Origin of the sequence: Nocardioides sp. S-1144 (genome assembly GCF_005954645.2) — a bacterium.
In the GTDB taxonomy this organism is placed as follows: domain Bacteria; phylum Actinomycetota; class Actinomycetes; order Propionibacteriales; family Nocardioidaceae; genus Nocardioides; species Nocardioides dongxiaopingii.
The window spans coordinates 314,143-337,180 of the sequence record NZ_CP040695.2; the positions used below are offsets into that span (position 1 = coordinate 314,143).

20 protein-coding genes are annotated in these 23,038 nt (G+C 74.0%); 10 read left to right on the forward strand and 10 right to left on the reverse strand.

Features of this window, described 5'->3' with window-relative positions:
- Window positions 1-64: 64 nt before the first annotated feature.
- The gene (locus FE634_RS01585; RefSeq protein WP_138874892.1) at window positions 65-1,438 is read right to left on the reverse strand and encodes an FAD-binding oxidoreductase; all 1,374 of its coding nucleotides are present in this window, start codon (window positions 1,436-1,438) and stop codon (window positions 65-67) included.
- 90 nt (window positions 1,439-1,528) lie between these two features.
- Here FE634_RS01585 and FE634_RS01590 point away from each other — a divergent pair, with 90 nt between their 5' ends.
- Entirely contained in the window at window positions 1,529-2,389 is an 861-nt protein-coding gene (locus tag FE634_RS01590; RefSeq protein ID WP_137292872.1) for an AAA family ATPase, read from the forward strand.
- Window positions 2,386-3,810: a vWA domain-containing protein gene (locus FE634_RS01595; protein ID WP_148240279.1), complete on the forward strand. Its 1,425-nt coding sequence runs from the start codon at window positions 2,386-2,388 to the stop codon at window positions 3,808-3,810. The genes FE634_RS01590 and FE634_RS01595 overlap by 4 nt, the downstream gene beginning before the upstream one ends.
- 235 nt (window positions 3,811-4,045) lie before the next feature.
- Here the strand turns inward: FE634_RS01595 and FE634_RS01600 are convergent, their stop codons facing one another.
- The 4 genes from FE634_RS01600 to FE634_RS01615 all read right to left on the reverse strand — a co-directional run bounded on the left by FE634_RS01600 (window position 4,046) and on the right by FE634_RS01615 (window position 8,135).
- The gene (locus FE634_RS01600) at window positions 4,046-5,413 is read right to left on the reverse strand and encodes a hypothetical protein (protein WP_148240280.1); all 1,368 of its coding nucleotides are present in this window, start codon (window positions 5,411-5,413) and stop codon (window positions 4,046-4,048) included.
- Complete coding sequence (locus FE634_RS01605; protein WP_138874895.1) at window positions 5,410-6,342, reverse strand: hypothetical protein; 933 nt, start codon at window positions 6,340-6,342, stop codon at window positions 5,410-5,412. The genes FE634_RS01600 and FE634_RS01605 overlap by 4 nt, the downstream gene beginning before the upstream one ends.
- 32 nt (window positions 6,343-6,374) lie before the next feature.
- Window positions 6,375-6,833 carry a hypothetical protein gene (locus tag FE634_RS01610; protein ID WP_137295655.1) on the reverse strand — a complete coding sequence of 153 codons (459 nt, stop codon included), beginning with the start codon at window positions 6,831-6,833 and terminating at the stop codon, window positions 6,375-6,377.
- Window positions 6,834-6,938: 105 nt separating this feature from the next.
- Window positions 6,939-8,135 carry a pyridoxal phosphate-dependent aminotransferase gene (locus FE634_RS01615; protein WP_262347539.1) on the reverse strand — a complete coding sequence of 399 codons (1,197 nt, stop codon included), beginning with the start codon at window positions 8,133-8,135 and terminating at the stop codon, window positions 6,939-6,941.
- Between the two features lie 118 nt (window positions 8,136-8,253).
- Here FE634_RS01615 and FE634_RS20875 point away from each other — a divergent pair, with 118 nt between their 5' ends.
- From FE634_RS20875 to FE634_RS01625, 3 genes are all read left to right on the forward strand, one after another.
- Entirely contained in the window at window positions 8,254-8,415 is a 162-nt protein-coding gene (locus FE634_RS20875; protein WP_187366799.1) for a hypothetical protein, read from the forward strand.
- A 31-nt stretch (window positions 8,416-8,446) separates the two neighbouring features.
- Window positions 8,447-8,902, forward strand: a complete 456-nt coding sequence (locus FE634_RS01620) for an NUDIX hydrolase (RefSeq protein ID WP_137295656.1) — start codon at window positions 8,447-8,449, stop codon at window positions 8,900-8,902.
- Between the two features lie 97 nt (window positions 8,903-8,999).
- Complete coding sequence (locus tag FE634_RS01625; protein ID WP_137295657.1) at window positions 9,000-10,493, forward strand: potassium/proton antiporter; 1,494 nt, start codon at window positions 9,000-9,002, stop codon at window positions 10,491-10,493.
- A 15-nt stretch (window positions 10,494-10,508) separates the two neighbouring features.
- On the opposite strand, the gene FE634_RS01630 is transcribed toward FE634_RS01625, so the two are convergent.
- Both FE634_RS01630 and FE634_RS01635 read right to left on the reverse strand, forming a co-directional pair.
- Window positions 10,509-11,045 carry a LytR C-terminal domain-containing protein gene (locus tag FE634_RS01630; RefSeq protein WP_170981718.1) on the reverse strand — a complete coding sequence of 179 codons (537 nt, stop codon included), beginning with the start codon at window positions 11,043-11,045 and terminating at the stop codon, window positions 10,509-10,511.
- Window positions 11,042-11,344 (reverse strand): type II toxin-antitoxin system VapB family antitoxin, encoded by a 303-nt coding sequence (locus FE634_RS01635; protein WP_137295659.1) that lies wholly within the window; start codon window positions 11,342-11,344, stop codon window positions 11,042-11,044. The genes FE634_RS01630 and FE634_RS01635 overlap by 4 nt, the downstream gene beginning before the upstream one ends.
- 45 nt (window positions 11,345-11,389) lie before the next feature.
- Here FE634_RS01635 and FE634_RS01640 point away from each other — a divergent pair, with 45 nt between their 5' ends.
- On the forward strand, window positions 11,390-13,066 hold the full coding sequence (locus tag FE634_RS01640; RefSeq protein WP_148240281.1) for a helicase HerA-like domain-containing protein: 1,677 nt from the start codon (window positions 11,390-11,392) through the stop codon (window positions 13,064-13,066).
- On the opposite strand, the gene FE634_RS01645 is transcribed toward FE634_RS01640, so the two are convergent.
- From FE634_RS01645 to eccCa, 3 genes are all read right to left on the reverse strand, one after another.
- Window positions 13,063-14,301, reverse strand: coding sequence for an HNH endonuclease signature motif containing protein (locus FE634_RS01645; protein ID WP_138874896.1), 1,239 nt, complete (start codon window positions 14,299-14,301; stop codon window positions 13,063-13,065). The genes FE634_RS01640 and FE634_RS01645 overlap by 4 nt on opposite strands.
- Window positions 14,302-14,432: 131 nt before the next feature.
- Entirely contained in the window at window positions 14,433-14,609 is a 177-nt protein-coding gene (locus FE634_RS20880; protein ID WP_167736728.1) for a hypothetical protein, read from the reverse strand.
- 373 nt (window positions 14,610-14,982) lie between these two features.
- Window positions 14,983-18,957, reverse strand: coding sequence for a type VII secretion protein EccCa (gene eccCa, locus FE634_RS01650; RefSeq protein WP_262347540.1), 3,975 nt, complete (start codon window positions 18,955-18,957; stop codon window positions 14,983-14,985).
- 385 nt (window positions 18,958-19,342) lie between these two features.
- On the opposite strand from eccCa, the gene FE634_RS01655 reads away from it, so the two are divergent.
- The 4 genes from FE634_RS01655 (at window position 19,343) to eccD (ending at window position 23,036) form a co-directional block, all read left to right on the forward strand.
- Window positions 19,343-20,710 carry a hypothetical protein gene (locus FE634_RS01655; protein ID WP_148240282.1) on the forward strand — a complete coding sequence of 456 codons (1,368 nt, stop codon included), beginning with the start codon at window positions 19,343-19,345 and terminating at the stop codon, window positions 20,708-20,710.
- Window positions 20,711-20,838: 128 nt separating this feature from the next.
- Complete coding sequence (locus FE634_RS01660) at window positions 20,839-21,162, forward strand: WXG100 family type VII secretion target (RefSeq protein ID WP_134767914.1); 324 nt, start codon at window positions 20,839-20,841, stop codon at window positions 21,160-21,162.
- A 39-nt stretch (window positions 21,163-21,201) separates the two neighbouring features.
- The gene (locus FE634_RS01665; RefSeq protein ID WP_137295613.1) at window positions 21,202-21,495 is read left to right on the forward strand and encodes a WXG100 family type VII secretion target; all 294 of its coding nucleotides are present in this window, start codon (window positions 21,202-21,204) and stop codon (window positions 21,493-21,495) included.
- Between the two features lie 152 nt (window positions 21,496-21,647).
- A complete protein-coding gene (gene eccD, locus FE634_RS01670) occupies window positions 21,648-23,036 on the forward strand; it encodes a type VII secretion integral membrane protein EccD (protein WP_137295614.1) in 1,389 nt (462 codons plus the stop codon).
- Window positions 23,037-23,038 lie beyond the last annotated feature (2 nt).

The following is a 23,038-nucleotide window of genomic DNA, read 5'->3' on the forward strand; positions in this document are numbered from 1 at the left end:
CCTCGCCCCGACCGGGGCTGACCGACGGGCGCTCGGGCCCGTCGGTCAGCGCGTCGTGGTCAGCTCACAGCAGGGCGCCCGGGTTGAGGATGCCCTGGGGGTCGAGCGCGGTCTTGACCCGGCGGTTCAGCTCGAGCGCGTCCGGCCCGAGGTAGTCGCCCAGCCAGGGGCGCTTGAGGCGCCCGACGCCGTGCTCGCCGGTGATGGTGCCGCCCAGCCGGATCGCCAGCCGCATCACCTCGCCGTAGGCCACCTGGGCGCGGTCGGACTCGTCGGGGTCGGCGGCGTCGAAGACGATCAGCGGGTGGGTGTTGCCGTCGCCGGCGTGGGCGATGACCGCGATGGTCACCGCGCGGTCGCGGCTGATCGCCGCGATCCCGCGGACCAGGGCGCCGAGTGCCGGGAGGGGGACGCCGACGTCCTCCAGCAGCAGGAAGCCCTTCTTCTCCATCGCCGGGATCGCCATCCGCCGGGCGACGACGAACGCCTCGCCGACCGCGACGTCGTCGGTGGCGAAGACCTCGACGGCCCCGCGGGACTCGCAGTCGGCGGTGATCTCGGTGACCTCGACGGCGGCGTGGTCGGCCGGCTCGTCGGTCTGGATCACGAGCATCGCCTCGGCCGTGCGGTCCAGGCCCATCCGGGTCTCGTCCTCCACCGCGTTGATCGTCACCCGGTCCATCAGCTCGAGCATCGAGGGCCGCATCCGGCGGGTGATGGCCAGGACGGCGTCGGTGGCGCCGTCCAGCGTCGGGAACGTCGCCACCAGCGTCGAGGGCGGCCGCTGCGCCGGGACCAGGCGCAGCACGACGCGGGTGATGACGCCGAGCACGCCCTCGCTGCCGACGAAGAGCTTGGTGAGCGAGAGCCCGGCGACGTCCTTGAGCCGCGGCCCGCCGAGCTCGACGGCGGTGCCGTCGGCCAGGACGACGGTCAGGCCGAGGACGTAGTCGGTCGTGACGCCGTACTTCACGCAGCACAGCCCGCCGGCGTTGGTCGCGACGTTGCCGCCGATCGAGCAGATCTCGTACGAGGAGGGGTCCGGCGGGTACCACAGCCCGTGCGCGGCGGCCGCTGCCTTCACCTCGGCGTTCAGCAGGCCGGGCTCGACGACCGCGGTGCGGGTGACGGGGTCGACCTCGATCGCGCGCATCCGCTCGGTCGAGACCACCAGGCAGCCGTCGACCGCCGACGCACCGCCCGACAGCCCGGACCCCGCGCCGCGCGGGACGACCGGGACGCCGTGCGCCGCGGCGTACCGCACGGCGGCCTGCACGTCGGCGGTGCACGTGGCCCGGACGACGGCCAGCGGCACCCCGGCGCCCGGGTCGCGGGCCCGGTCCCAGCGGTAGCCGGCCATCCGGTCCGGGTCCTCGACCAGGGCGCCGGCGGGCAGGGCGCCCCGCAGGGCGGCGAGGTCGGGCGGCGTCGTCTCCATGGTGAGGACAGACCCTCCTCCACCCCGGGCGTCCCGACAAGGGACCGGACGGGACCCGGACCCCGGGCGGGCCGGTGCGAGGATGGCGCGATGAGCTGGTTCGCCTCACCCACCGACGCCTCCGCCCGGCTGCACGAGGTCGGCTACCTGGCCGACGGGGCGACGTCGACGACGTCCTACCTCGCCGGTGCGCTCGAGAAGCCGCTGCTCGTCGAGGGCCCGGCCGGGGTGGGCAAGACCGAGCTCGCCAAGGCGGTGGCCCGCGCGACGGGCGCCGAGCTGGTGCGGCTGCAGTGCTACGAGGGACTCGACGAGGCGCGCGCCCTCTACGAGTGGAACTACAAGAAGCAGCTGCTGCGGATCCAGGCCTCGCACGGCCAGGAGTGGGACGCCACCCACGACGACATCTTCACCGAGGAGTTCCTGCTGACCCGGCCGCTGCTGACCGCGATCCAGCGGGAGACGCCGACGGTGCTGCTCATCGACGAGGTCGACAAGACCGACGTCGAGGTCGAGGGGCTGCTGCTCGAGGTGCTCTCCGACTTCCAGGTCACCATCCCCGAGCTGGGCACGGTGACGGCCACCCGGCGCCCCTTCGTCGTCCTCACGTCCAACGCCAGCCGCGAGCTGTCGGAGGCGGTCAAGCGGCGCTGCCTCTACCTGCACCTGGACTACCCCGACGCCGAGCGGGAGCGCGAGATCGTCGCCTCGCAGGTGCCCGGGCTCGACGACCGGGTCACCGCGCAGCTGGTCGCCACCGTGGCCCGGCTGCGCGAGCTGGAGCTGAAGAAGGCGCCCTCGATCGCGGAGTCGGTCGACTGGGCCCGCACCCTGGTGGCCCTGGAGATCGGTGACCTCGACGCGAAGGCGATCGCCGACACCCTCGGCGTCATCCTGAAGCACCGCAGCGACCACGACCGCGCGGTCAAGGAGCTGAAGCTCGCCCGATGAGCACGCGCAGCGGCCTGGTCGACCGGCACATCGCCTTCGTGGAGGCGCTGCGCGGCGCCGGGCTGTCGGTCTCCCTGGCCGAGGACCTCGACGCCATCGCCGTGCTGGGCGCCCTCGACTGGACCGACCGCGACGTCGTCCGCGAGGGCTACGCCGCGTCGCTGGTCAAGCGGCAGGCGCAGCGGCCGACGTTCGAGGCGCTCTTCGACCTGTACTTCCCCCGGATGGTCGGCGGCGGCGCGGCCTCGCTCGACCCGGACGCCGGGTCCGGCGAGGAGTCGGGCGAGGAGTCCGGCGACGACGTGGCGGCCTCACCGGTGCGCGACAACGCGGCCGCGCTGAGTGCCTTCCGCGAGCAGCTCGCCGAGGCGCTGGCCGCCGACGACCGGCAGCGCCTGCAGCAGCTGGCGGCCGAGATGGTCGGCCGGTTCGGTGCGATGCCCGGGCGTGGTCCGGGGCTGTCGTCGTGGTCGGCGTACACGGCGCTGCAGCGGGTGGCGCCGTCCGAGCTGGTCGCACAGATCGTCGCGGGGCTGCTCGCCGAGGGGCTGACCGAGGAGGAGGCCGAGCGCGGCGCGGGACGCCGGGTCGGCGCGTTCACCGCGCAGGTCGAGGCCGACGCCCGCCGCCGGATCGCGGAGGAGAAGGGCGCCGACCACGTCGCGAACGTCGCCCTGCGCCCCAGCATCGAGCGCCTCGACTTCATGGCCGCCCGCCGCTCCGACCTCGAGGAGATGCGCCGCGAGATCTACCCGCTCGCCCGGCGGCTCGCGACCCGCCTCACCCAGGAGCAGCACGCCCGCCGCCGAGGGCCGCTCGACTTCCGGCGCACCGTGCGCGCCTCCATGTCGACCGGCGGCGTCCCGATCGCCACCCACCACCGACCGAAGCGGCCGCACCGCACCGAGCTGGTCGTGCTCTGCGACGTGAGCGGCTCGGTGGCCAACTTCGCGCAGTTCACCCTGCTGCTGGTCTTCGCGCTGCGCGACCAGTTCCAGAAGGTGCGCGCGTTCACGTTCATCGACCAGGTGCACGAGGTGACGCCTTACTTCAAGCCCGGCGCCGACGTCGTCGACGTGATGAGCGACCTGGCCGCCTCCACCACGCACGCGGCGCTGTGGGGGCGCACCAACTACGGCCGCGCGCTCGGCCGGTTCGCCGAGGAGCACCCCGACGCCGTCGGGCCGAAGACGTCGCTGCTCGTCCTGGGCGACGCCCGCTCCAACTACAGCGACCTCAACGAGGCGGTCCTCCGCGAGCTCGCCGGCACCGCCCGGCACGCCTGGTGGCTCAACCCCGAGCACCGCCGGCACTGGGGCACCGGCGACTCCGCCGCCGCGGCCTACGGCGACATCGTGCCGATGGTCGAGTGCCGCAACCTGACCCAGCTCGCGGAGTTCGTGCACGACCTGACCACCTGACGGCGTGGCGCCGGGCCGGGCTGTGGTCCGGGGTTTCGTCGGCGCTCGCCGGGGCTCGCTTGCTCAACCTCCGGGGGTGGGCTTGCAGTTCCGGTTTCCTCGGCGCCCCACACCGGAGGTTGAGCAAGCGAGCGCCAGCGAGCGCCGACGAAACCCCGGTCCGCGACCTCGGGGACCGGAGGTTGACCAAGCGAGCGCAAGCGAGCGCCGACGAGACCCCGGGACCTGCGGGCGACTACCCGGCGAGGTAGCCCATCGCGGTGATCCGGGCGATCTCCTCCACCAGCGCCGGGTGGTTCGCGGCGTCGGCCGCGCGCCCGCCGTCGACGTAGCCGTCGGCGCCGCCATCGTAGACGACGGTGACGCGGTTGGAGGCGCCGGAGTTCATCAGGGAGCCGAGCAGTGCGACGGGGTCGGAGCGGTCCTCCAGCGACAGCATCCGGGTCGACTCGGGGATCCGCGGCACGTGGGCCGAGGGGGCGCCGGTGGTGACGACCTGGTCGATCACGAACCGGGTGGACGCCGGTGCGGCCGCCACCTCGGCCGCGGTGACGCCGCCCTGGGCCGAGCCCACGAGCATCACCCGGGCGTCGGTGTCGGACCCGATCGCCTGCTCGATGCTGCGGACGACGTGCCCGGCGTAGGACGAGTGGTCGCCGCCCACGAGCCGCAGCCGCCCGCCGGTGCCGCCGTCGGGCCCGTGGAGGTAGGCGATGTAGCGGCTGGGCGCGACGGAGCGCACGACCACGGTGGTGCGGGTCTCGTGCAGCGCGGTGAGCAGCTCGGCGAGGTTGCGGGGCGCGCCGCCCGGTGACGGGGCGGTCGCGGCGTCGGGGAGCTCGGAGGCGGCGTCGACCAGGCCGCCGGCGACGTCGCGCAGCGAGGCGGCGAAGGTGGACGGGAACGGCTCGACGTCGATCGCCCGGAGCCCGCCCCGGCCGGCCAGCCGGCCGTGGTCGCCGGAGAGGATCCCGGCGGTCAGCAGGGCCCGCATCTGGAGGCCGTCGAGCAGGCCACCGCCGCCGCTGGTGACGTGCTCCATCAGCTCGGGGTTGGAGTCGGCGAGCTCGTTGAGGTAGGCCGCGACGCCGTCGCGGTCGAGCGCGTCGGTCTCGATCAGGCCGGCCGACACGATGGCGCCGCCGAGGGCCACCTCGGGCGCGAGGTAGCCGATCGCGCGGCCCGCGATCGACCCGAGCGTCTTGTACGCCGCGATCTGCAGCTCGTCGATCCACCGGTAGGTGAGCACGGTCGCGCGGAGCACGAGCGCGTCCGCGTCGAGCTCGATCGAGCGCGCCAGCAGCCCGTGCTTGCCGGTGGTGGCGGCGCGGACGTCGTCCTCGACCTGTGCGTGGGTGGCCGGGGAGAGCGGGGCGGACTCGGCGAAGGCGGGGTCGGCGACCACGTCGGCGCCGAGCTGGGCGCGCTGGCGCATCTCCTCGCCCGAGCCGTCGAAGAGCGAGGCCAGCCGCATCATCCGGTCGTAGCGGTCGGCGAGGTCGGCGGCCTCGGAGTCGGTGGCCGGCACCCGGCGCTGCTCGGCGGCGGCGGCCGCGACCACCGAGGCCTGGCTGGTGGGGTCCTCCTCCGCGCGCCCGGTCACGACGCCACGTCCGCGAGCACGGGGGCGAGGTCGACGGCGAGCTCGGTGGGCTGGACGGCGCGGATCTCGACCCGGGTGCCGCCCTCGGACTGGTGCGGGTGCAGGGTCCGCCACCCGTCGGCCAGCAGCACCCACGACCGGACGCCGACCACGGAGGTCGGCTCGCGGGAGACGTCGGCGACCAGCACCCGCAGCCGGCCCTGCGCCTCGGCGCCGAGGGCCTGCAGGAGCCCGGGAACCTCGGCCGCGGGGACCGGGCGGCCGTCGGCGTCGACGACCTGGTCGGCGTGCTGGGCGGTGAGCACCTGGAGCACGTCGGTGCGACCGCTCGCGCCGGCCTCGACGGCGGCGTCGGCCAGCTCGTAGGGCAGGTCGAGGAAGGAGGGGACCGACGACTCGCGCATCGCGAGGTCCTCGGGGACGACGCCGACCCGGCCGAGCTCGTCGGGCCACGCCGCCGTCGGGAACCACGCGAGCTCGAAGACGATGCCGTCGCTGGTGGCCAGCGTCGCGACCGCGTCGTCGTTGGCGCGGTGCCAGGCCTTGACCTGCACGGCCTCGACCGCCACGTCGATGTCGAGGGCGTAGGTGGGGGTCGCGAGGAGGCCGACCGCGCCGGCGAGGCCGTCGTCGACGACGCCGTTGACGAGCAGGCCGCGGCGGGTCAGCGAGACCTCGGGGTCGTGCAGCGCCGCGACGGCGGCGAGGTAGGCCTGGTCCTGGGCGCTGCCGCGGCTCGCGCCGAGACGGTCCTCCAGCGACGGCGCGCCGTCGGCGTCGGGTGCGCGCACGTCGAAGGGCAGCGGCGCCCCGCCGGCGCGCTCGGCGACGAGCTGGAGCTCGAGCAGGGTCAGGGCCACCCGGCGCGGCAGCGCGTCGAACAGCGAGGACGGCGGCGGGGCCGGCGTGCTCAGGTCGATCGTGGTCACGGGAGTCCTGTCGGGCTGGTGGGGTCGGGTTCTCAGAGGCCGGGCAGCTCGACCGCGAGCCAGTCGCGGTGCCCGGCGGGCGGCGGGTCGAAGGCGGCCAGGACGACGTCGTCGTGGTCGGGCTCGATCCGGGCCCCGCCCGGTGCGCCGTCCGCGTCGGCGTTCGCCTGCTCGACCCGGGCGAGGCGGGTGCGGGCCTCGGCGACCAGGTCGCCGGCCCGCCGCTCGACCTCGGCGATCGCGTCCTTGGCGGTGTCGACCTCGAGGACGTGCTTGTCGAGGGCCTCGGCCGCGGCGTCGTGGTCGGCGGCGGCCGCCCGGAGGTGGCTGGCCCGCTCGGTGACCCGGACCCGCATCGAGTCGGCGGCCCGCCCGGACCACCCGACGACCTCGGTGTGGGCGACGAGCTGGTCGGCCATGGTGCGGATGTCGGTGGCCTGCTCGCGCAGCTGGTCGGCGCGGCGGCGCATCACGTCGGTGTCGCCGTACATCGGTGGTCCTCCCCGTCGCGGCCCGGTCGCCGGGCCCCTTCCCTCCACCACCCCGGACGAAACCGGGACGGATCCCCCCGACCGTACCGCCCGCGTGGCTCGGAGTCAGGGCGCGAGCACCGGGGCGAGGCGGTCGAGGGCCTCGACGATGCGCGACTCGGGCCCGGCGAAGGAGAAGCGCACGAACCGGCCGCCGTCGACGGTGTCGAAGTCGACCCCGGTCGCGAGCGCGACCCCGGTCCGCGCGAGGACGTCGTGGGCGAAGGTCATCGAGTCCGACGTCAGGTGCCCGACGTCGGCGTAGGCGTAGAACGCGCCGTCGGCGGGGGCCAGGCCCGTCACGCCGAGCCGGGCGAGCCCGTCGAGGAGCAGGCGCCGGTTGCCGGCGTACCGGGCGACGTGGCCGTCGAGCTCGGCGTAGGCGTCGTCGCCGAACGCCGCCACGCACGCCCGCTGCGCCAGCACCGGCGGGCAGATCGTGAAGTTGCCGGTGAGCACGTCGACCGCGCGCCGCAGCCGCTCGGGCACCAGCATCCAGCCGATCCGCCACCCGGTCATCGAGAAGTACTTGGAGAACGAGCAGAACACCACGGCCTCGCGGCTGGTCTCCCAGGCGCTCCGGGCCAGCCGCTCCGCCCCGGCGGCCGGGTACTCGATGCCGTGGTAGATCTCGTCGCTGATCAGCTGGACGCCGTTCTCGTCGCAGTACGTCGCCAGCGCCGCCAGCTCGCTCGGCAGCAGCATCGTGCCGGTCGGGTTCGCCGGGCTGGCCACGACGAGCCCCCGGAGCCCGCCCGGCGACGCGACGAGCTCGGCGACCTGGTCGACCGTCGGCTGGAACCGGGTCCCGGGACCGGTCGGGACCTCCACGACCTCGCACCCGAGCGCGGCGAGCACGTTGCGGTAGCAGGGGTAGCCCGGCCGGGCGATCGCGACGCGGTCACCCACCTCGAACGCCGCCAGGAACGCCAGCAGGAACCCGCCGCTGCTGCCCGTGGTCACCACGACCTCGTCGGGGTCGACGTCGATGCCCCGGGTGCGCCGGTGGTGCCCGGCGATGGCCTCCCGCAGCTCGCGGATCCCGGTGGCCGGCGTGTAGCCGAGCGGCTCGCCGGAGCGCAGCAGCCGCACCGCCTCGTCGTTGACCGCCCGGGGTGCGCCGGTGCTCGGCTGCCCGGCCAGCAGGTCGACCAGGTCGCCGTGGGTGCGCTGGCGCTCGGTGCCCGCCGCCAGCAGGTCCATGACGTGGAACGGCGGCACGTTCGCGCGCTGCGCGGCCTGCATCCGGGCGAGTCGGCTCACGGCCGGAGCCTACGGGTCGGCCCGCCGGGCCGGGGCCGAGTGTCGGTGGCAGGAAGTCGTGGTACACGGTCACGTCTGCCACTGGTGGCCGGATCTCGATGGGCGCAGGATTGCTGACATGACCTTCCTCCTGCTCCTCACCGCCCTCGCGGTCCTCGCCCTCGTCGGCGTCCTCCGCTCCGTCCTCCACGACGGGCCCGCGCGCCCGCCCCTCTCGCACGCGGTCGACCCCGACTTCACGACCCCGTCCAGCACCGCCCACCTGCGCCGCGCCGCCTGACCCGGCGTCCGGCCACCGGTAGCCTCCCGGGGTGCACTACACCCAGTACGACACCCGGGTCGCGACGTACGCGCTGATCCTCGACGACCAGGACCGGATCCTGCTGACCTGGTGGAACGGCGAGGGCCGGTTCACGCCCGGGTGGAGCCTGCCGGGCGGCGGCGTCGACCTCGAGGAGGGCCTCGAGGAGTCGCTGGTGCGCGAGGTGCGCGAGGAGGCCGGGTACGACGTGGTCGTCGGTGCCCCGCTGACCACCCACTCCTGGTTCCGCCACGACGAACCGCGACCGTTCAAGGCGGTCCGCGTCATCTTCGACGCCACGATCGTCGGTGGCGTCCTGGGCACCCTCGAGGTCGGCGGTTCCACCGACTTCGCGCAGTGGATGCCGATCGCGGACGTGGCGGCGCAGCCGAGCCGCGCCGAGATCGTCGACGTGGCCGTCTCGGCCCACCTCGCCCGCACCGGTCGTGGCGTCGAGGACCGTTAGACTCCGAGCCCGCCACCCCGACGGCCCGAGGTGACATGACCGACGCTCGACGCGCACCGTTCCCGCAGCGGTGCGCCCTCGTGCCGGACGGGCCCGCATGACCTTCGACCTGCACCAGTTCGACCAGTTCGTCCTGATCGGGTCGGTGGTCACCCTCGCCGCGATCCTGGCCGTGCGGCTCTCGAGCCGGGCCGGGCTGCCGAGCCTGCTGATCTACCTGCTCATGGGCGTGGTGCTCGGTGAGTCGGTCATCGGCATCGACTTCGAGGACGCCGAGCTGGCGCACGCCCTCGGGTTCGGGGCGCTGGCGATCATCCTGGCCGAGGGCGGTCTCACCACCAGCTGGCGCGAGGCCCGGCCCGCGATGCGGCTCGGGCTGTCGCTGGCGACGGTCGGGATCGCGGTCTCGGTCGCCGTGGTCGCGATCGGCTCCCACTACCTGCTCGGGCTGCCCTGGGAGCTGGCGGTGCTGCTCGGGGCGGTCTGCTCGCCGACCGACGCGGCGGCGGTGTTCTCGGTGCTGCGCGTGGTGCCGCTGCCCAAGCGGCTGATCGGGTCGCTGGAGGCGGAGTCGGGTCTCAACGACGCCCCCACCGTCGTGCTCGTCACCCTCATCTCCACCGGCGCGGTCGCCGACCAGGGGGTGCTCGGGATGTTCGCGATCATCGTCTTCGAGCTCGTCGTCGGCGTGGCGTTCGGGTTGGGAGCCGGGTTCGGTGGCGCCTGGCTGATGCGGCGGGTCGCGCTGCCGTCGTCCGGGCTGTACCCGCTGGCCGTGCTCTGTCTCGCCTTCCTGTCCTACGGCGCCTCGGTCGCGGTTCACGCCAGCGGGTTCGCCGCCATCTACGTCGCCGCCCTGGTGCTCGGCAACGCCGACCTGCCGCACCGCGGGACGACCCGCTCGTTCGCGGAGGGCATCGCCTGGCTCGCCCAGATCGGGCTGTTCGTGATGCTCGGGCTGCTGCTGTCGCCGGCCCGGATCGACCTCGACGTCGTCGTGCTCGCCGTCACCGCCGGGCTGATCCTCACCTTCGTGGCCCGGCCGGTCTCGGTGCTCGTCAGCAGCGTGGTGCAACCGATGCCGTGGCGGGAGGTGACGTTCCTGTCGTGGGCCGGCCTGCGCGGCGCGGTCCCGATCGTGCTGACGACGATCCCGCTCGCCGAGGGCGTCGACGACGCCGAGAAGCTCTTCGACATCGTCTTCGTGATCGTCATCGTCTACACGCTGCTGACGGGCCCGACGCTGCCGCTGGTCGCCCGGGTGCTCGGCGTCGACCGCAAGTCCGAGCCCCGCGACCTCGACCTCGAGGCCGCCCCCCTCGAGCGGGTGCAGGCCGACCTGCTGCAGATCACCATCACCCCGCTCTCGCACCTGCACGGCGTCGAGGTCGGGGAGCTGCGCCTGCCGAAGGGTGCCTCGGTCTCCCTGGTGATCCGGGCGGGCGAGACGCTGGTGCCCGAGCGCCGCACGGTGCTCAAGCACGGCGACGACCTGCTGGTGGTCACGCCACGCAAGCTGCGGGAGCGCACCGAGGAGCGGCTGCGCCAGGTCAGCGCCCGGGGCCGGCTGGGTCAGTGGCTCGACGAGTGAGCCGGTCGCGACCGGTCAGCCGAGGCTGGCGGGGGAGCAGACGGTGACGTCGCTCCTCAGCACGAGCTGCTCCTTGCCGGCGCGGACGCCGGGGAACTTGTCGCCGACCACGACCGTGATGCCGTCCGCGCTGCTGCCGCGCTCGACGACCTCGACCCTGCCGGTGAGGTAGCCCGCGACCAGCCGGACGGCGGGCGTGCGGCCCTCGGGGCTCCAGATCTCGACGGAGGCGACGTCCTCGCCGGTGAGGTTGGAGATGCGGCCGCGCGCGAAGCCACGGGCCTCGAGGTCGTCGAGGGTGACGCCGGCGAGACCGGTGCGCTCGCCGGCGTTGAGCACCGTCACCGTGAGCTGCGCCGGCCGCAGGATGTCGCCGGCGGTGAGGTCGTCGTCGACGCAGAGCGGCGGGTCGGCGCTCTCGGGGAAGGGCTCGGAGACGGCGTTCAGGCCGCGGGTGACCCCGAGGGCGAGCAGCAGCGCGAGGACGGCGAGCGTGACGATGGTGCGGACGTGGCCCAGCAGGCCCGGGCTGACGTCCTGGGGGCCGCTCACCGCACGCCGTCCATCTCGAGGACGCGGGCGTGCAGGACGTTGCGCTGGTGCAGGGCGGCGCGCAGCGCGCGGTGCAGCCCGTCCTCGAGGTAGAGCTCGCCCTGCCAGCGGACGACGTGGGCGAACAGGTCGCCGTAGAAGGTGCCGTCCTCCTCCAGGAGGGCGGCCAGCTGCAGGGTGTCCTTGGTGGTGACGAGCTCGTTGAGCCGCACCTGCCGCGGCGGGAGGTTTGCCCAGGCCGAGGAGGTGAGCCCGTGCGCGGGGTAGGGCCGGCCGTCCCCGACGCGCTTGAAGATCACGTCGGCGAGTGTAAACGCCCGTGGCGGTCTCCTAGTCTTCACCGCATGACCACCACGCCCGGGGGCTCCCCCGCGGACCAGCCGGCCCCCGTCGAGCCTCCCGCCGAGCCCGCCGCGCCCGCCGGCGACCCAGCCGTCGCGCCGACCCCGCTGGAGGCCGCCGTGGCGGCCGGCTACGCCTTCGAGGGTCCCGCGCTCGAGCTCGGCGGCCTGATGGCCGACGCCGAGACGCTCTCGCCCGTGCCGGTCCGGATCCCGCTCGGCATGCTCAACCGGCACGGGCTGGTCGCCGGCGCCACCGGCACCGGCAAGACCAAGACCCTCCAGCTGCTCGCCGAGCAGCTCAGCGCCGCCGGCGTCCCCGTCTTCGCCGCCGACATCAAGGGCGACCTGTCCGGGCTCGCCACCCCCGGGGAGGGCGGGGAGAAGGTCACCGCCCGCGCCGCCTCGGTCGGCCAGACCTGGGCCGCGACCGGCTACCCCGTGGAGCTCTACGCCCTCGGTGGCGAGGGCACCGGCATCCCGCTGCGAGTCACGATGACGGCCTTCGGGCCGGTGCTGCTCAGCAAGGTGCTCGGCCTCAACGACACCCAGGAGTCGAGCCTCGGCCTGGTCTTCCACTACGCCGACAAGGCCGGCCTGCCGCTGCTCGACCTCGCCGACCTCCGCGCCGTGGTGTCACACCTGACCAGCGACGAGGGCAAGCCCGAGCTCAAGGCGCTCGGTGGCCTCTCCCCGGCGACGGCCGGCGTCATCCTGCGTGAGCTGATCGCGTTCTCCGACCAGGGCGCCGACGCCTTCTTCGGCGAGCCCGAGTTCGAGTCCGCCGACCTGCTCCAGGTCACCCCCGAGGGTCGTGGCTTGATCTCGCTGGTCGAGCTGCCGAACCTGCAGGACCGGCCCGCGATCTTCTCGACGTTCCTGATGTGGCTGCTGGCCGACCTGTTCCACGACCTCCCCGAGGTCGGCGACATCGACAAGCCCAAGCTCGTCTTCTTCTTCGACGAGGCCCACCTGCTCTTCAACGACGCCTCGAAGGCGTTCCTCGACCAGATCGCCCAGACCGTGCGGCTGATCCGGTCCAAGGGCGTCGGCGTCTTCTTCGTGACCCAGAGCCCGACCGACGTCCCGGACGCCGTGCTGGCCCAGCTCGGGTCGCGCGTCCAGCACCAGCTGCGCGCCCACACCCCCAACGACGCCAAGGCGCTCAGGGCGACCGTCAACACCTACCCCGGCAGCCTCTACGACGACCTCGGCGCGGTGATCACCAGCCTCGGCATCGGCGAGGCCGTCGTCACCGTGATGAACGAGCGCGGAGCGCCGACCCCCGTCGCCTGGACCCGCCTGCGGGCCCCGGAGTCGCTGATGGGTCCTAGCGACCCCGCGGCGATGCAGGCCACGGTCGCCGCCAGTCCCCGGCACGCCAAGTACGCCACCGCCGTCGACCGGGAGAGTGCCCGCGAGAAGCTGGCCGCCCGGCTGGAGGAGGGGGCGCGCAAGAAGGCGGAGGAGGACGCCGCCGCCGAGCGGGCCGAGGAGGCCACGGGCACCGGCGCCGGCCGCTCGACGTCCACGGGCGGCGCCCGAAAGCCGGCCCGCAAGCCGGCCCGCGACGAGGGCGGCCTCGTGCACGACGTCGTCAGCTCGGGCGCCTTCAAGGACTTCGTGCGCACCGCGGCCCGCGAGATCGCCCGCGGGATGTTCAAGACCGGGCGCCGCTAGACGCGCAGCGGGTGAGCCTCCTCGGTGGCGTGGGCGGCTCGGTGGGTCTGGTGGTGGTGGAAGGGGCAGAGGAGGACGGCGTCGCGGGTGTCGGTGCTGCCGCCCTCGGACCACGGGACGGCGTGGTGGGTGTGGCAGTAGGCGGCGGGGGTGGTGCAGGCGGGGTGTTGGCAGTGCCGCTGCTCGAGGCCGATCGCGAGTCGTTGCGCGGGGGTGTGGAAGCGGCGCCTCCGGCCCAGGTCGAGAACCTGGCCCTGGCTGCCCAGGACGGCGGGGATGATGCCGGCCTCGCAGGCCAGTCGGCGGGCTTCGGTGGGTGAGAGCGCGGTCCCGGTGTCGAGGTGGGCGGCTGCAAGTCCTCCGTGGAGCGCGTCGAGAGTCATCGTCACGACCACGGTGGCGTTCACCCCGCCCATCGTGGGCAGTTGGTCGGCGGGGTAGTGCTCGACGTACTCGCAGAACGCCTGCCCGAGGCGCTCGGCCGTGGGTCGCTCGTGGTCGTAGGAGCCGGCGCCGTGCTCGGCACGCACGTGCTTGGGTGCGGCCAGTGCGGTGAGCGCCTTGCGCAGCATCGAGGCCTGGGCGGAGGGCATGGTGAACCGGCCGTGCGCGAGGCCCTCTCCGTCGTCCCACATCGTCAACGCAGTGCGCTTGCGGGCTCGGGCTTCCTCGGCCTCCAGCAGTCGGGCCTCGTGCTCGTCGGCCTTGTCGGGGTCGAGGGTCTCCAGGATCCGCCGACCCAGGGTCTTCAGGTCGTGCGCGTCGTGGTGGGCCGCCTCATCCAGCAGATGCGCCTCGGCCTTCTCGCGCCACGAGAAGTGTTCGCCGTCGAGGTCCCCGACGGCAGCGGCGATGACCTTGGCCTGCTCGCCGTGGACCCGACCGGACGCCATGGCGACCCGGACCGATTCGTGGGCGGCCAGATCATCGGCCAGGCGTGCCTTCCGCGCAGCCTCGGCGCCGGTCACCCGCGTGGTCCGAGCCAGCCATGCAGCCAGCGACCGCGCACCGATCGAACCCGGCAGGTCCAGCGTCCCGGCGTGCCCGACCACCCGGGCCTCGAGCTCCTGCACCCCAGCCACGAGCCCGGCCAGCCGCGGCACCAGGTCCGCCGTCGTCGCAGGGTCCAGCGACCAGGTCGGAGCATCCACCAGGGCCGCGAGCTCAGCCTCGAGCAGCGCGACGAACCGGGCGACGGGGTGCCCGTCGTGGCGGTCGCCGGGGTGCTTGCTCATGGCCCGATTGTAGGCGCCACCACCGACAATCGATCGTGTGCTCGAATCTCTGCGGAGCGAGGTGGCCGGGCCGGCGGGAGCGCGCGGTCGGCCGCGGTGGCACGCGGCGGGCCGCCGCCCACGGGTGTCCGTCAGGCGGTCCAGCGCACCGACTCGTCGACGAAGTCGGCGAGGGCGTGCACGCCGCGCAGGTCGGTCCGGGTGTCCATGAGCCGGGTCAGGCTCTGCGAGTGGCGGGTCTTGAGGGCGTCCCGGGCGGCGCGACGCTGGTCGAGCTCGGCGGCCTGGGAGGTGTTCGTCGTGGTCATGGACCAAGCCTGCGGGGCGAAGTTCTCCGGCAGGTTGACGCCGGGTTACAGGCACGTCTCCTCGGGTGTGACCTGCGCGACGTGGATCGTCCGGCCGTGGGTTGCGCCGGGGGCGGGTTGTCTGCCGGTCGTCTGGGTCGTGGGTTGCGCCGGGGGCGGGTTGTCGAGGTCGCTCGCGTGGTCTCGACGCGCCCGTCGCGACCTCGTTCCTCGGTCGCGGGGCTTGCTCGACCCTCGCCTGTGACGTCGGGCGCTCGTTCCTCGCCCCCGGTCTCGACGCGCCCGTCGCGACCTCGTTCCTCGGTCGCGGGGCTTGCTCGACCTTCGCCGGCCCACGCCCGTCGCTCGTTCCTCGCGACGGGCTGCCGGCCAACTACAGGCTCGGGTCGGTCCAGGCGGTCTGGAGGGCCTCGACGCCGCGCTCGCGGGTGATCAGGCGACCGCGGCCGGGAGGCATCGGCGAGGGCCGCAGGTTGCCGAGCAGCGGACCCTCGTCGGGGCTGCCCGACAGCATCAGCTGCGGCATGGCCAGGTCGCGGATCGACTGGATCACCGGCTCGTACAGCGCGCGGGACGCGCCGCCGGAGCGGCGGGCGATCATCACGTGCAGGCCGACGTCGCGGGCCTGGGCCAGCAGCGGCTGCAGCAGCGCGACCGGCGAGGTCTGCTGGGTGGCGACCAGGTCGTAGTCGTCGACGACCACGAACACCTCGGCACCGGTCCACCAGGAGCGGCTGCGCAGCTGCTCGGGCGTCACGTCCGGACCGGGGATCCGGCTCTCGAGGTAGGCGGCGAGGTCCTTGATCGCCGGCTGCGCCTGGGTGGCCGAGGTCAGGTAGTTGAGCAGGTACTCCTCGGGCACCTCGCCCAGCAGCGAGCGCCGGTAGTCGACGACGACCAGCTGGGCCTCCTTCGGCGTCCGGGTGCGCATCACCTCGTGCAGGTGGCTGCGCAGGAAGGCGCTCTTGCCGGAGCCGCCGTCGCCGAGCAGCAGCAGGTGCGGCTCGGTGTCGGGGTTGACCGAGACCGGCGCGAGCTCCTTCTCGTTGATGCCCAGGTAGAGCCGGCCCGCGGCCGGCTCCGTGGCGCCGTCGCCACTGGTGGTGACCCCGGCCATCTCCAGGACGCGGTCGAGGTCGATGCGCTCGGGGAGCAGCCGCAGCTTGGGGCCGGCCGGGCCCTTCCACGCGGCGCTGACCTTGGCGATGAGGTGGTCGACGCCGTCGCCCAGGGTGGCCGCGGTCGGGTCGCCGTCGATGCGGGGCAGGGCCCCCAGGAAGTGCAGCTTGCCGGGCACCAGCCCGCGGCCCGGTCGTCCGGCCGGCACCAGCTGGGCCACCTTGCGGTCGATCTCGGAGTCGAGGGCGTCGCCGAGCTTGAGCTCGAGCCGGGTGCCGAGGACGTCGCGCATGGCGGCCCGGAAGTCGGCCCAGCGCGCCGCGCCCGCGAGCAGGTGCAGCCCGAACGTCAGGCCGCGCGAGGCGAGGGTCTGGATCGACAGCTCGAGGTCGTCGAAGTCGGAGCGCAGGGTGCTCCACCCGTCGATGACCAGGAAGACGTCGCCGTAGCCGTCGTCGGCGCGACCCTGGGCCCGCCGGCTGCGGTAGGTCTCGATGGAGTCGATGCCGTTGGCGCGGAAGTAGGCCTCGCGCCGGTCGACGACGCCCTGCACCTCGGCCACGATGCGGCGCACGACGTCCGGCTCGGAGCGGGTGCCGACGCCGGCGACGTGGGGGAGCGAGCTCAGCGGCGTGAACGTGCCGCCACCGAAGTCGAGGACGAAGAACTGCGACTCGAGCGGGGTGGTGGTCAGCGACATGCTGGTCACGATCGAGCGCAGCACCGTGCTCTTGCCGCTGCGCGGCCCACCGACGACGGCCACGTGGCCACCGGAGCCGGCCATGTTGACGGTGAGGGTGTCGCGCCGCTGCTCGCGCGGGCGGTCGACGGTGCCGAGCGGCACGGTCAGCCCGCCGAGCGCGCGCCACTGCGGCGAGACCAGGCCGAGCTGCGGGTCCTCGACCAGGTCGGGCATCAGCCGGTCGAGCGTGTCGGGGTCCTCGAGCGGCGGCAGCCACACCTGGTGGGCCGCCATGCCGTGGCCCTCCATGTGGTCGACGGCGACGTCGAGCAGGGACTCCTGCGACTCCGTCGGGGCGACGACCTCCGGCTCCGGCTCGGGCTCGTTGGTCTCGAGGGAGAGCACCTCGGAGATCGTGAACGGCAGGATGCCGCGGACCCGGCCGCCCTCGTCGCGGGGGAGGGGACGCCGTCCGCTGGCCGGCGGGCCGGAGACGTAGGCCGCCTTGAACCGGGTCATCGTCGTCGGGTCGGGCTTGAGGTAGCCGAGGCCCGGCACGGCGGGCAGCTCGTAGGCGTCCGGGACGCCGAGCACGGCCCGCGACTCCTGGGCGCTGAAGGTGCGCAGGCCGATCCGGTAGGACAGGTGCGACTCGAGGCCGCGCAGCCGGCCCTCCTCCAGGCGCTGCGAGGCGAGGAGCAGGTGCAGCCCGAGCGAGCGGCCGAGGCGGCCGATCGCCACGAACAGGTCGATGAACTCCGGCTTCGCCGAGAGCATCTCGGTGAACTCGTCGACGACGATGAACAGCGACGGCAGCGGGGCCAGGTCCTCCCCGGCGGCGCGGGCCTTCTCGTAGTCGCGGATCGAGGCGAAGTTGCCGGCCTCGCGCAGCAGCTCCTGGCGCCGCACCATCTCGCCGGACAGGGCGTCCTGCATGCGGTCGACCAAGGTCAGCTCGTTGGCGAGGTTGGTGATGACCGCCGAGACGTGCGGCATCTCCGACATCCCCGCGAAGGTCGCGCCGCCCTTGAAGTCGACGAGCACCATGTTGAGCTGCTCGGGGGAGTGGGTCATCGCCAGCCCGAGCACCAGCGTGCGCAGGAACTCGGACTTGCCCGACCCCGTGGCGCCGATGACCAGCCCGTGCGGGCCCATGCCCTGCTGGGCGGACTCCTTGATGTCGAGGTGGACCAGCGCGCCGGACTCCCCGAGGCCGATCGGCACCCGGAGCCGGTCGCGCGCGGGCCGCGGCCGCCAGGCCGCCGACGGCTCGAAGGTGCGGACGTCGCCGAGGCCGAGCAGGTCCATGAAGTCGCTCGGGCCGGTGATCTCGCCGGGGTTGCCGTCGGAGGGCCCGGTGACCGTCACGCTGTGCAGCGGCGTCAGCCGGCGCGCGAAGGCCTCCGCGGTGCTGGTGTCGCACTGGTCGGCCTTGGCGCGGATCGGCTCCTCGCGCAGCCGGAGCGCCTCGACCGGGACGAACCCGGCCGCGTCGGGCTCGCCGGTCAGCTGCAGCCGCAGCCGCGTGGAGTCCTCCAGCTCGTTCCACCGGGTCGGCAGGTCGAGCACCGTGACGCCGTGCAGCCCGTCGGGCGGGACGACGTGGTTGCCGGGCGGCAGCTCGACGCCGTCGGTGACGAGGAGGATGTGCGGGGTCGAGGCGCGCTCGTCGGCGCCGAACCGGGGCCGCTCGCTCAGGTCGGGCGGCAGCAGGGAGGCGAGGTCGCTGAGCGACGTGGTCACCATCCGCATCGGCCCGACGGCGTCGGTCATCTCCTGGCTGAGGGCGTGGGGGAGCCACTTGACCCAGTCCCAGTGGGCCAGGTGCTCGTCGGAGGAGAGGACGGCGACCGCGAGGTTGTCGGGCGACTGGAAGGCCGTCGCGGAGCAGATGAGGGCGCGGGCCAGGGCGCGGGCCTGCTCCTCGGCGCCGCACACCTCGATCCGGTCGAAGGCGCGCAGGTCGATGGAGGCCGGCAGGTCCGGCTGGGTGCGGTGCACGACGAGCAGCCGGTGCAGCGCCGACGCGGCCGCCGGGTCGACGTCGTCGATCGGCGCGCTCTCGGGTGGCACCAGCTCGAGGGCCAGGGGCTGGGAGCACAGGCCGTAGCGGACCTGCAGGAACCGGGGGTCGGTGGAGGAGTGCTCCCACACCCGGGTGCGCTCCTCGGCCAGGGAGGGCAGCGCGCTCGGGTCGGGGTGGTGCCAGGTCAGCGCCCGGCGCTGCTGGCTGGCGGCCTGGCGGGCCATGGTGCGGATGGTCGTGAGGTAGCGCAGGTACTCGGTGCGCGACCCCGTGACCTGCTGGGCACGCTGCTTCCGCTGCCGGTCGATCTGGACGATGATGAAGCCGATCGTGGCGAGCAGGAACATGCCGGCCGCCAGGAAGCTCTTGCCGCCCGAGCCGGCGCGGCCACCCATGGTGGCGACGAGCACGATCGAGCCCATGCTGCCGAGCATCGGGATGGCGTTCATCGCGACGCCGGCGGCGCCCTCGTTGGGCTGCAGCTGCGGCGGCGCCTGGAGCACGATCTGCCCGCTCGGCATCTCCGGCTGCTCGGTGCGCGACCCCCGGAGCGTGGGTGCGGCCGGCGCGACCGCCGCGGGCGGCGCCATCCGGCGTCCGGGCGCCGGCGCGGGGGGCGCGGCCGCCCGTCCGGGCGCGGGCGGCGCGCCGGGCGGGCTGCTCGCGGGGGGGCCGCCGCGCGGTCGCGGTGCCTGGTTCGGCGTAGTGGTCACGCGGTCCGCCCCATCGTCGTCAGGTCCGTTGCCCGGGATCGGTTGCCGTCCGTCGTCCCGCGGACTGCTGATGATAGGCAGCCCGCGGAACGGGTACTACTGTGCCCGTGAGCGAGCGTCTTGTGTGCCAGCAGCCCGTCCGTACGACGTCCGGGCCCGGGCCTCGCCCGTCGAGGACGACCTGGGAGGCCCGGTGAGGGGAACGAGCAGTGCGCCCGACGTCCTCTCGCTGAGCGTGCACGGCCCGGTCGGGGTCCTCGACCTGCACGTGCCGGCGGAGGCATCGGGTGTCGACGTCGCGACGGAGTACTCACGTCAGGCCAACCTCCCCTCCGTGCCGGCTCTCTACACGCGTCTGGGCCACCCGTTGCCGCCGGACGGCGTGCTGTCCGAGATGGGCATCGTCACCGGCGCGGTCCTGGTGGCCACCACCGGCGCCCCGCCGCCCGAGGTCGGCCGGCGCGGCCGGCACGACCGCAGCCCCGTCCGGCGCCTCGAGGCCGGTCCGGTCTCGGCCCTGTGGTGCACCGTCGCCGTCGTCGTCGCCCTGCTCGGCGGCTGGCTGGCGGCGTGGCTCCCCGAGTCCGACGACCTGCGCGAGCCCGCCGTGGTGGTGCTCGTCGTCGCCGCGGTCCTCGGCGCGCTGCCGATCGGCCCGCTCGCGGTGCACCGGGTGCTCGCCGTGCCGGCCTTCGCCGGTGCGGCCGCCTTCGCGCTCGCCTGGGACCCCGCGCCCGAGCGGCTGCCCACGATCCTGGGGGTGGCCGGGCTCGCCGCGGCCGTGGTCGCCGCGGTCGCGCGCGCCCTCGACCAGCCCGGGGAGGAGGGGCTGCGCATCTGGATGGTCACCGGCGTCTCGCTCTTCGTCGTCACCGGCCTCGCGGCGCTGACCGGCGTCCCGAGCCAGGTCGTGTGGGCGGTGCTGCTCGTCGTGGCGATGCTCGCGGCCCGCTTCGTGCCGGTGCTGGCCGTCGACGTCCCCGACCAGTACCTGCTCGACCTCGAGCGGCTCGCCGTCACCGCCTGGTCGGCGCGCGACCGCCCGGTCGGACGACGCGGGCGCACCGTCGTGCCCCGCCAGGCGGTCGTGGCGGTCGTCGCCCGCGGCTCGCGGATCGTCACCGCCGCGTGCGTGGCGATCTGCCTGGTCGCCACCACCTCGGCGGTGATGCTGCTGCGCGACACCTCGGTCTGGATCGACGTCGTGGGGGCGCGCCTCGAGGTCGGCCTGGCCGGCGGCGGCCTGCTCCTGGCCGCCCGCAGCTACCGCCACGCAGCCGCCCGCGGGCTCCTGCGCGCGGCCGGGCTGACCTGCTGGCTGGCGCTGCTCGTCGTCCTGGTGCCGGCGCTGGGCCCGACCCAGGCGACGCTCGTGACGTTCGGCTCGATCGCGGCCGGGGCGCTGATGCTCCTCGTCGGCGTCGCGCTCGGACGCGGCTGGCGCTCGGCGTGGTGGGCCCGCCGGGCCGAGGTCGCCGAGTCGGTCTGCGGCGCGTTCGCGCTCGCGTCGGTGGTGCTGGCGGCGGGGACGATCCCGTTCCTGTGGGATTTGACAGGCTGATGTTTACGGGTTTTTCGCCCGGGTAACAGCCTTGGTGTCCCGCTCGCAACGTCCTGAGCGGCAGAGATCAACATCTACCCACCCTTCTCGGGCGGCGTTGCCGTCGGGATCGAAAAGGAGACTGAAGCATGTCTTTTGGAGCTGGCGAGTACGGACAGGGTGACGGAACCCTCAGCCGCGGAGCAGGCATGGTGCGCGACGCCATGACCGACTTCACCACCATCAGCAACCGCCTGACCGACCAGATCGCGGCCGTTCAGGGCAAGTGGGGCGGCCAGGGCGCAGCGGCGTTCTTCGTGCTGCACCAGTCGTGGACGGAGAAGCAGGGCATCATCGTGAAGGCCCTCAACGACTTCGCCGACCACCTCGGTGTCACCGAGAACATCAACCTCACCCAGGACGACGACGTGCGGGGCAACGTGACGTTGCTCGAAGCCCGTCTCGGCAACTGACCCCTCCCCACGAACTGAACGAGAAGGAGCACACACACCATGGGACTCGATGGAATCCGCGTCAACCACGGCGCTCTCGACCAGGCCTCGGCCGACATGTACAAGACCGTCCAGGACATCGACGAGCGCCTGAACCGCCTCGAGAGCGAGCTCGAGCCGCTCCGCAGCCAGTGGGGCGGTGACGCCCAGGTTGCCTACGCCCAGGCCAAGCGCACGTGGGACGACGCCATCCTCCAGATGCGCAACCTGCTCGACGACAGCCAGCGCACCGTCTTCCAGAGCAACCAGGACTACAAGGACGCCGACAAGCGCGGCGCCGCGATGTTCCAGTGAGTCGTCCGCCCCGGCACCCGGTCTCGCACTGAGCGCCGCGCCGGGGACGACGAGGGGTCGACACCGTCGGGTGTCGGCCCCTTCGTCGGTGTCACCATGGCACCCCGTCACCCGGCCGCCGGCCCGGTGCTCCGGATCGTGAGGGAGAGCAGATGAGTCAGGCCTCGGTCAGCGCGTCCGGGCTGGTGCGTGTCACCGTCTCGTCCGGGACCCGGCGGGTCGACCTCGTGCTGCCCGGCGCGGTGCCGGTCGCCGAGCTGGTCCCCGAGCTGGCCCGCAGCGTCGGGCTGCTCGACTCGGCCACGGTCTACGGCGGCTACCGGCTGGTCACCTCCGAGGGGCGCCGGCTCGAGGGCGACTCCGGGCTGACGCTGCAGGGGATCGACGACGGCTCGGTCATCAGCGTGACCGCCGGCATCGACGAGCCCGACCCGCCGGTCTACGACGACGTCGTCGAGGCGATGACCGACGTCGTCGAGCACGAGCTCAAGCCGTGGGCACCCGCCGCGGGGCGGCGCACCGCCCTCGCCGCCGCCGCCATGTTCATGGCGCTGGGCGCGGCCACCTTGTTCATCCAGGGCACCGAGCTGTCGGCGTACGCGACGGCGATCGTGGCCGGGGCGCTCGTCGCCGGCGCGATCGTCCTCTCCCGCGCGCAGGGCGAGCCCGAGGCCTCGGTCACCGTCGCCTGGATCGGGGTCGGCTACGCCGCCGTCGCCGCCCTCATGTTCGCCGCCGACGAGGGTGACCTCCTCGGGTCGAGCGGCACGTGGAGCGAGCGCGCCGAGCAGCTGGTCGGCGTCGGCGGGATCTGGGTGGGCACGGCCTGCGCCGCCGTCGGCGTCGTGTGCCTGATCGGTCTCGGACCCGGCCGCACCCTGCTGACCCCCGCCGTCGTGGTGGGCGCGGTGCTCGCGGTCAGCGGCGTCGTCGTCGACGGGACCTCGATCGAGCCCGGCGTGCTGCTGGTCTGCATCCTCACCTTCGTGGTGCTCGTCGGCAGCATCTTCCCCTGGCTCGCGCTCGGGGTGACCGGCACGACGGTCGACCAGCTGTACTCCGCGGCCGACATCACCGCCGACCCCGACGACATCGACCCCGCCCGCGTCGCCGCGGACGCCCGGGTGGCCCACGAGATCCTCGTGGCCATCTCGGCCACCGTCGGGATCCTGCTCGTGCTCGTCGCCCCGCTCGCGGTCGACCGGGGGCTCCTCGGCACGCTGCTCGCGACGATGGCGTGCCTGGTGGTGATGTTCCGGACCCGCCAGTACCGCACCGGGTCCGAGGTGCTGGTCGGCCTGGCCTCCGGCATCGCCGGCCTGGTCACCGTGGCCGCCTCGACGCTGGCGCGCTGGCCCGACTGGCACCCGACCGTCGCCGTCGTCCTCGCCGGGGCCGGGGCGCTCCTGCTCGCGCTCACCCTGCTGCCGGCGGGCCCGTCGGTGCGCCGCGGCCGGTTCGGCGACCTGGTCGAGACGATCTCCCTGCTCGCGCTGCTGCCCCTGCTCGTGCTCGCGATCGACGTCTCGATCGGTTTCTGACC

What these genes read in the sequence shown, in the direction of transcription:
- FE634_RS01585 (WP_138874892.1), bottom strand. Translation starts at nt 1,438, where the DNA reads ATGGAGACGACGCCGCCCGACCTCGCCGCCCTGCGGGGCGCCCTGCCC.
- FE634_RS01590 (WP_137292872.1), top strand. Translation starts at nt 1,529, where the DNA reads ATGAGCTGGTTCGCCTCACCCACCGACGCCTCCGCCCGGCTGCACGAG.
- FE634_RS01595 (WP_148240279.1), top strand. Translation starts at nt 2,386, where the DNA reads ATGAGCACGCGCAGCGGCCTGGTCGACCGGCACATCGCCTTCGTGGAG.
- FE634_RS01610 (WP_137295655.1), bottom strand. Translation starts at nt 6,833, where the DNA reads ATGTACGGCGACACCGACGTGATGCGCCGCCGCGCCGACCAGCTGCGC.
- FE634_RS20875 (WP_187366799.1), top strand. Translation starts at nt 8,254, where the DNA reads ATGACCTTCCTCCTGCTCCTCACCGCCCTCGCGGTCCTCGCCCTCGTC.
- FE634_RS01625 (WP_137295657.1), top strand. Translation starts at nt 9,000, where the DNA reads ATGACCTTCGACCTGCACCAGTTCGACCAGTTCGTCCTGATCGGGTCG.
- FE634_RS01640 (WP_148240281.1), top strand. Translation starts at nt 11,390, where the DNA reads ATGACCACCACGCCCGGGGGCTCCCCCGCGGACCAGCCGGCCCCCGTC.
- FE634_RS01645 (WP_138874896.1), bottom strand. Translation starts at nt 14,301, where the DNA reads ATGAGCAAGCACCCCGGCGACCGCCACGACGGGCACCCCGTCGCCCGG.
- FE634_RS20880 (WP_167736728.1), bottom strand. Translation starts at nt 14,609, where the DNA reads ATGACCACGACGAACACCTCCCAGGCCGCCGAGCTCGACCAGCGTCGC.
- eccCa (WP_262347540.1), bottom strand. Translation starts at nt 18,957, where the DNA reads ATGCCGAGCGGGCAGATCGTGCTCCAGGCGCCGCCGCAGCTGCAGCCC.
- FE634_RS01660 (WP_134767914.1), top strand. Translation starts at nt 20,839, where the DNA reads ATGTCTTTTGGAGCTGGCGAGTACGGACAGGGTGACGGAACCCTCAGC.
- FE634_RS01665 (WP_137295613.1), top strand. Translation starts at nt 21,202, where the DNA reads ATGGGACTCGATGGAATCCGCGTCAACCACGGCGCTCTCGACCAGGCC.
- eccD (WP_137295614.1), top strand. Translation starts at nt 21,648, where the DNA reads ATGAGTCAGGCCTCGGTCAGCGCGTCCGGGCTGGTGCGTGTCACCGTC.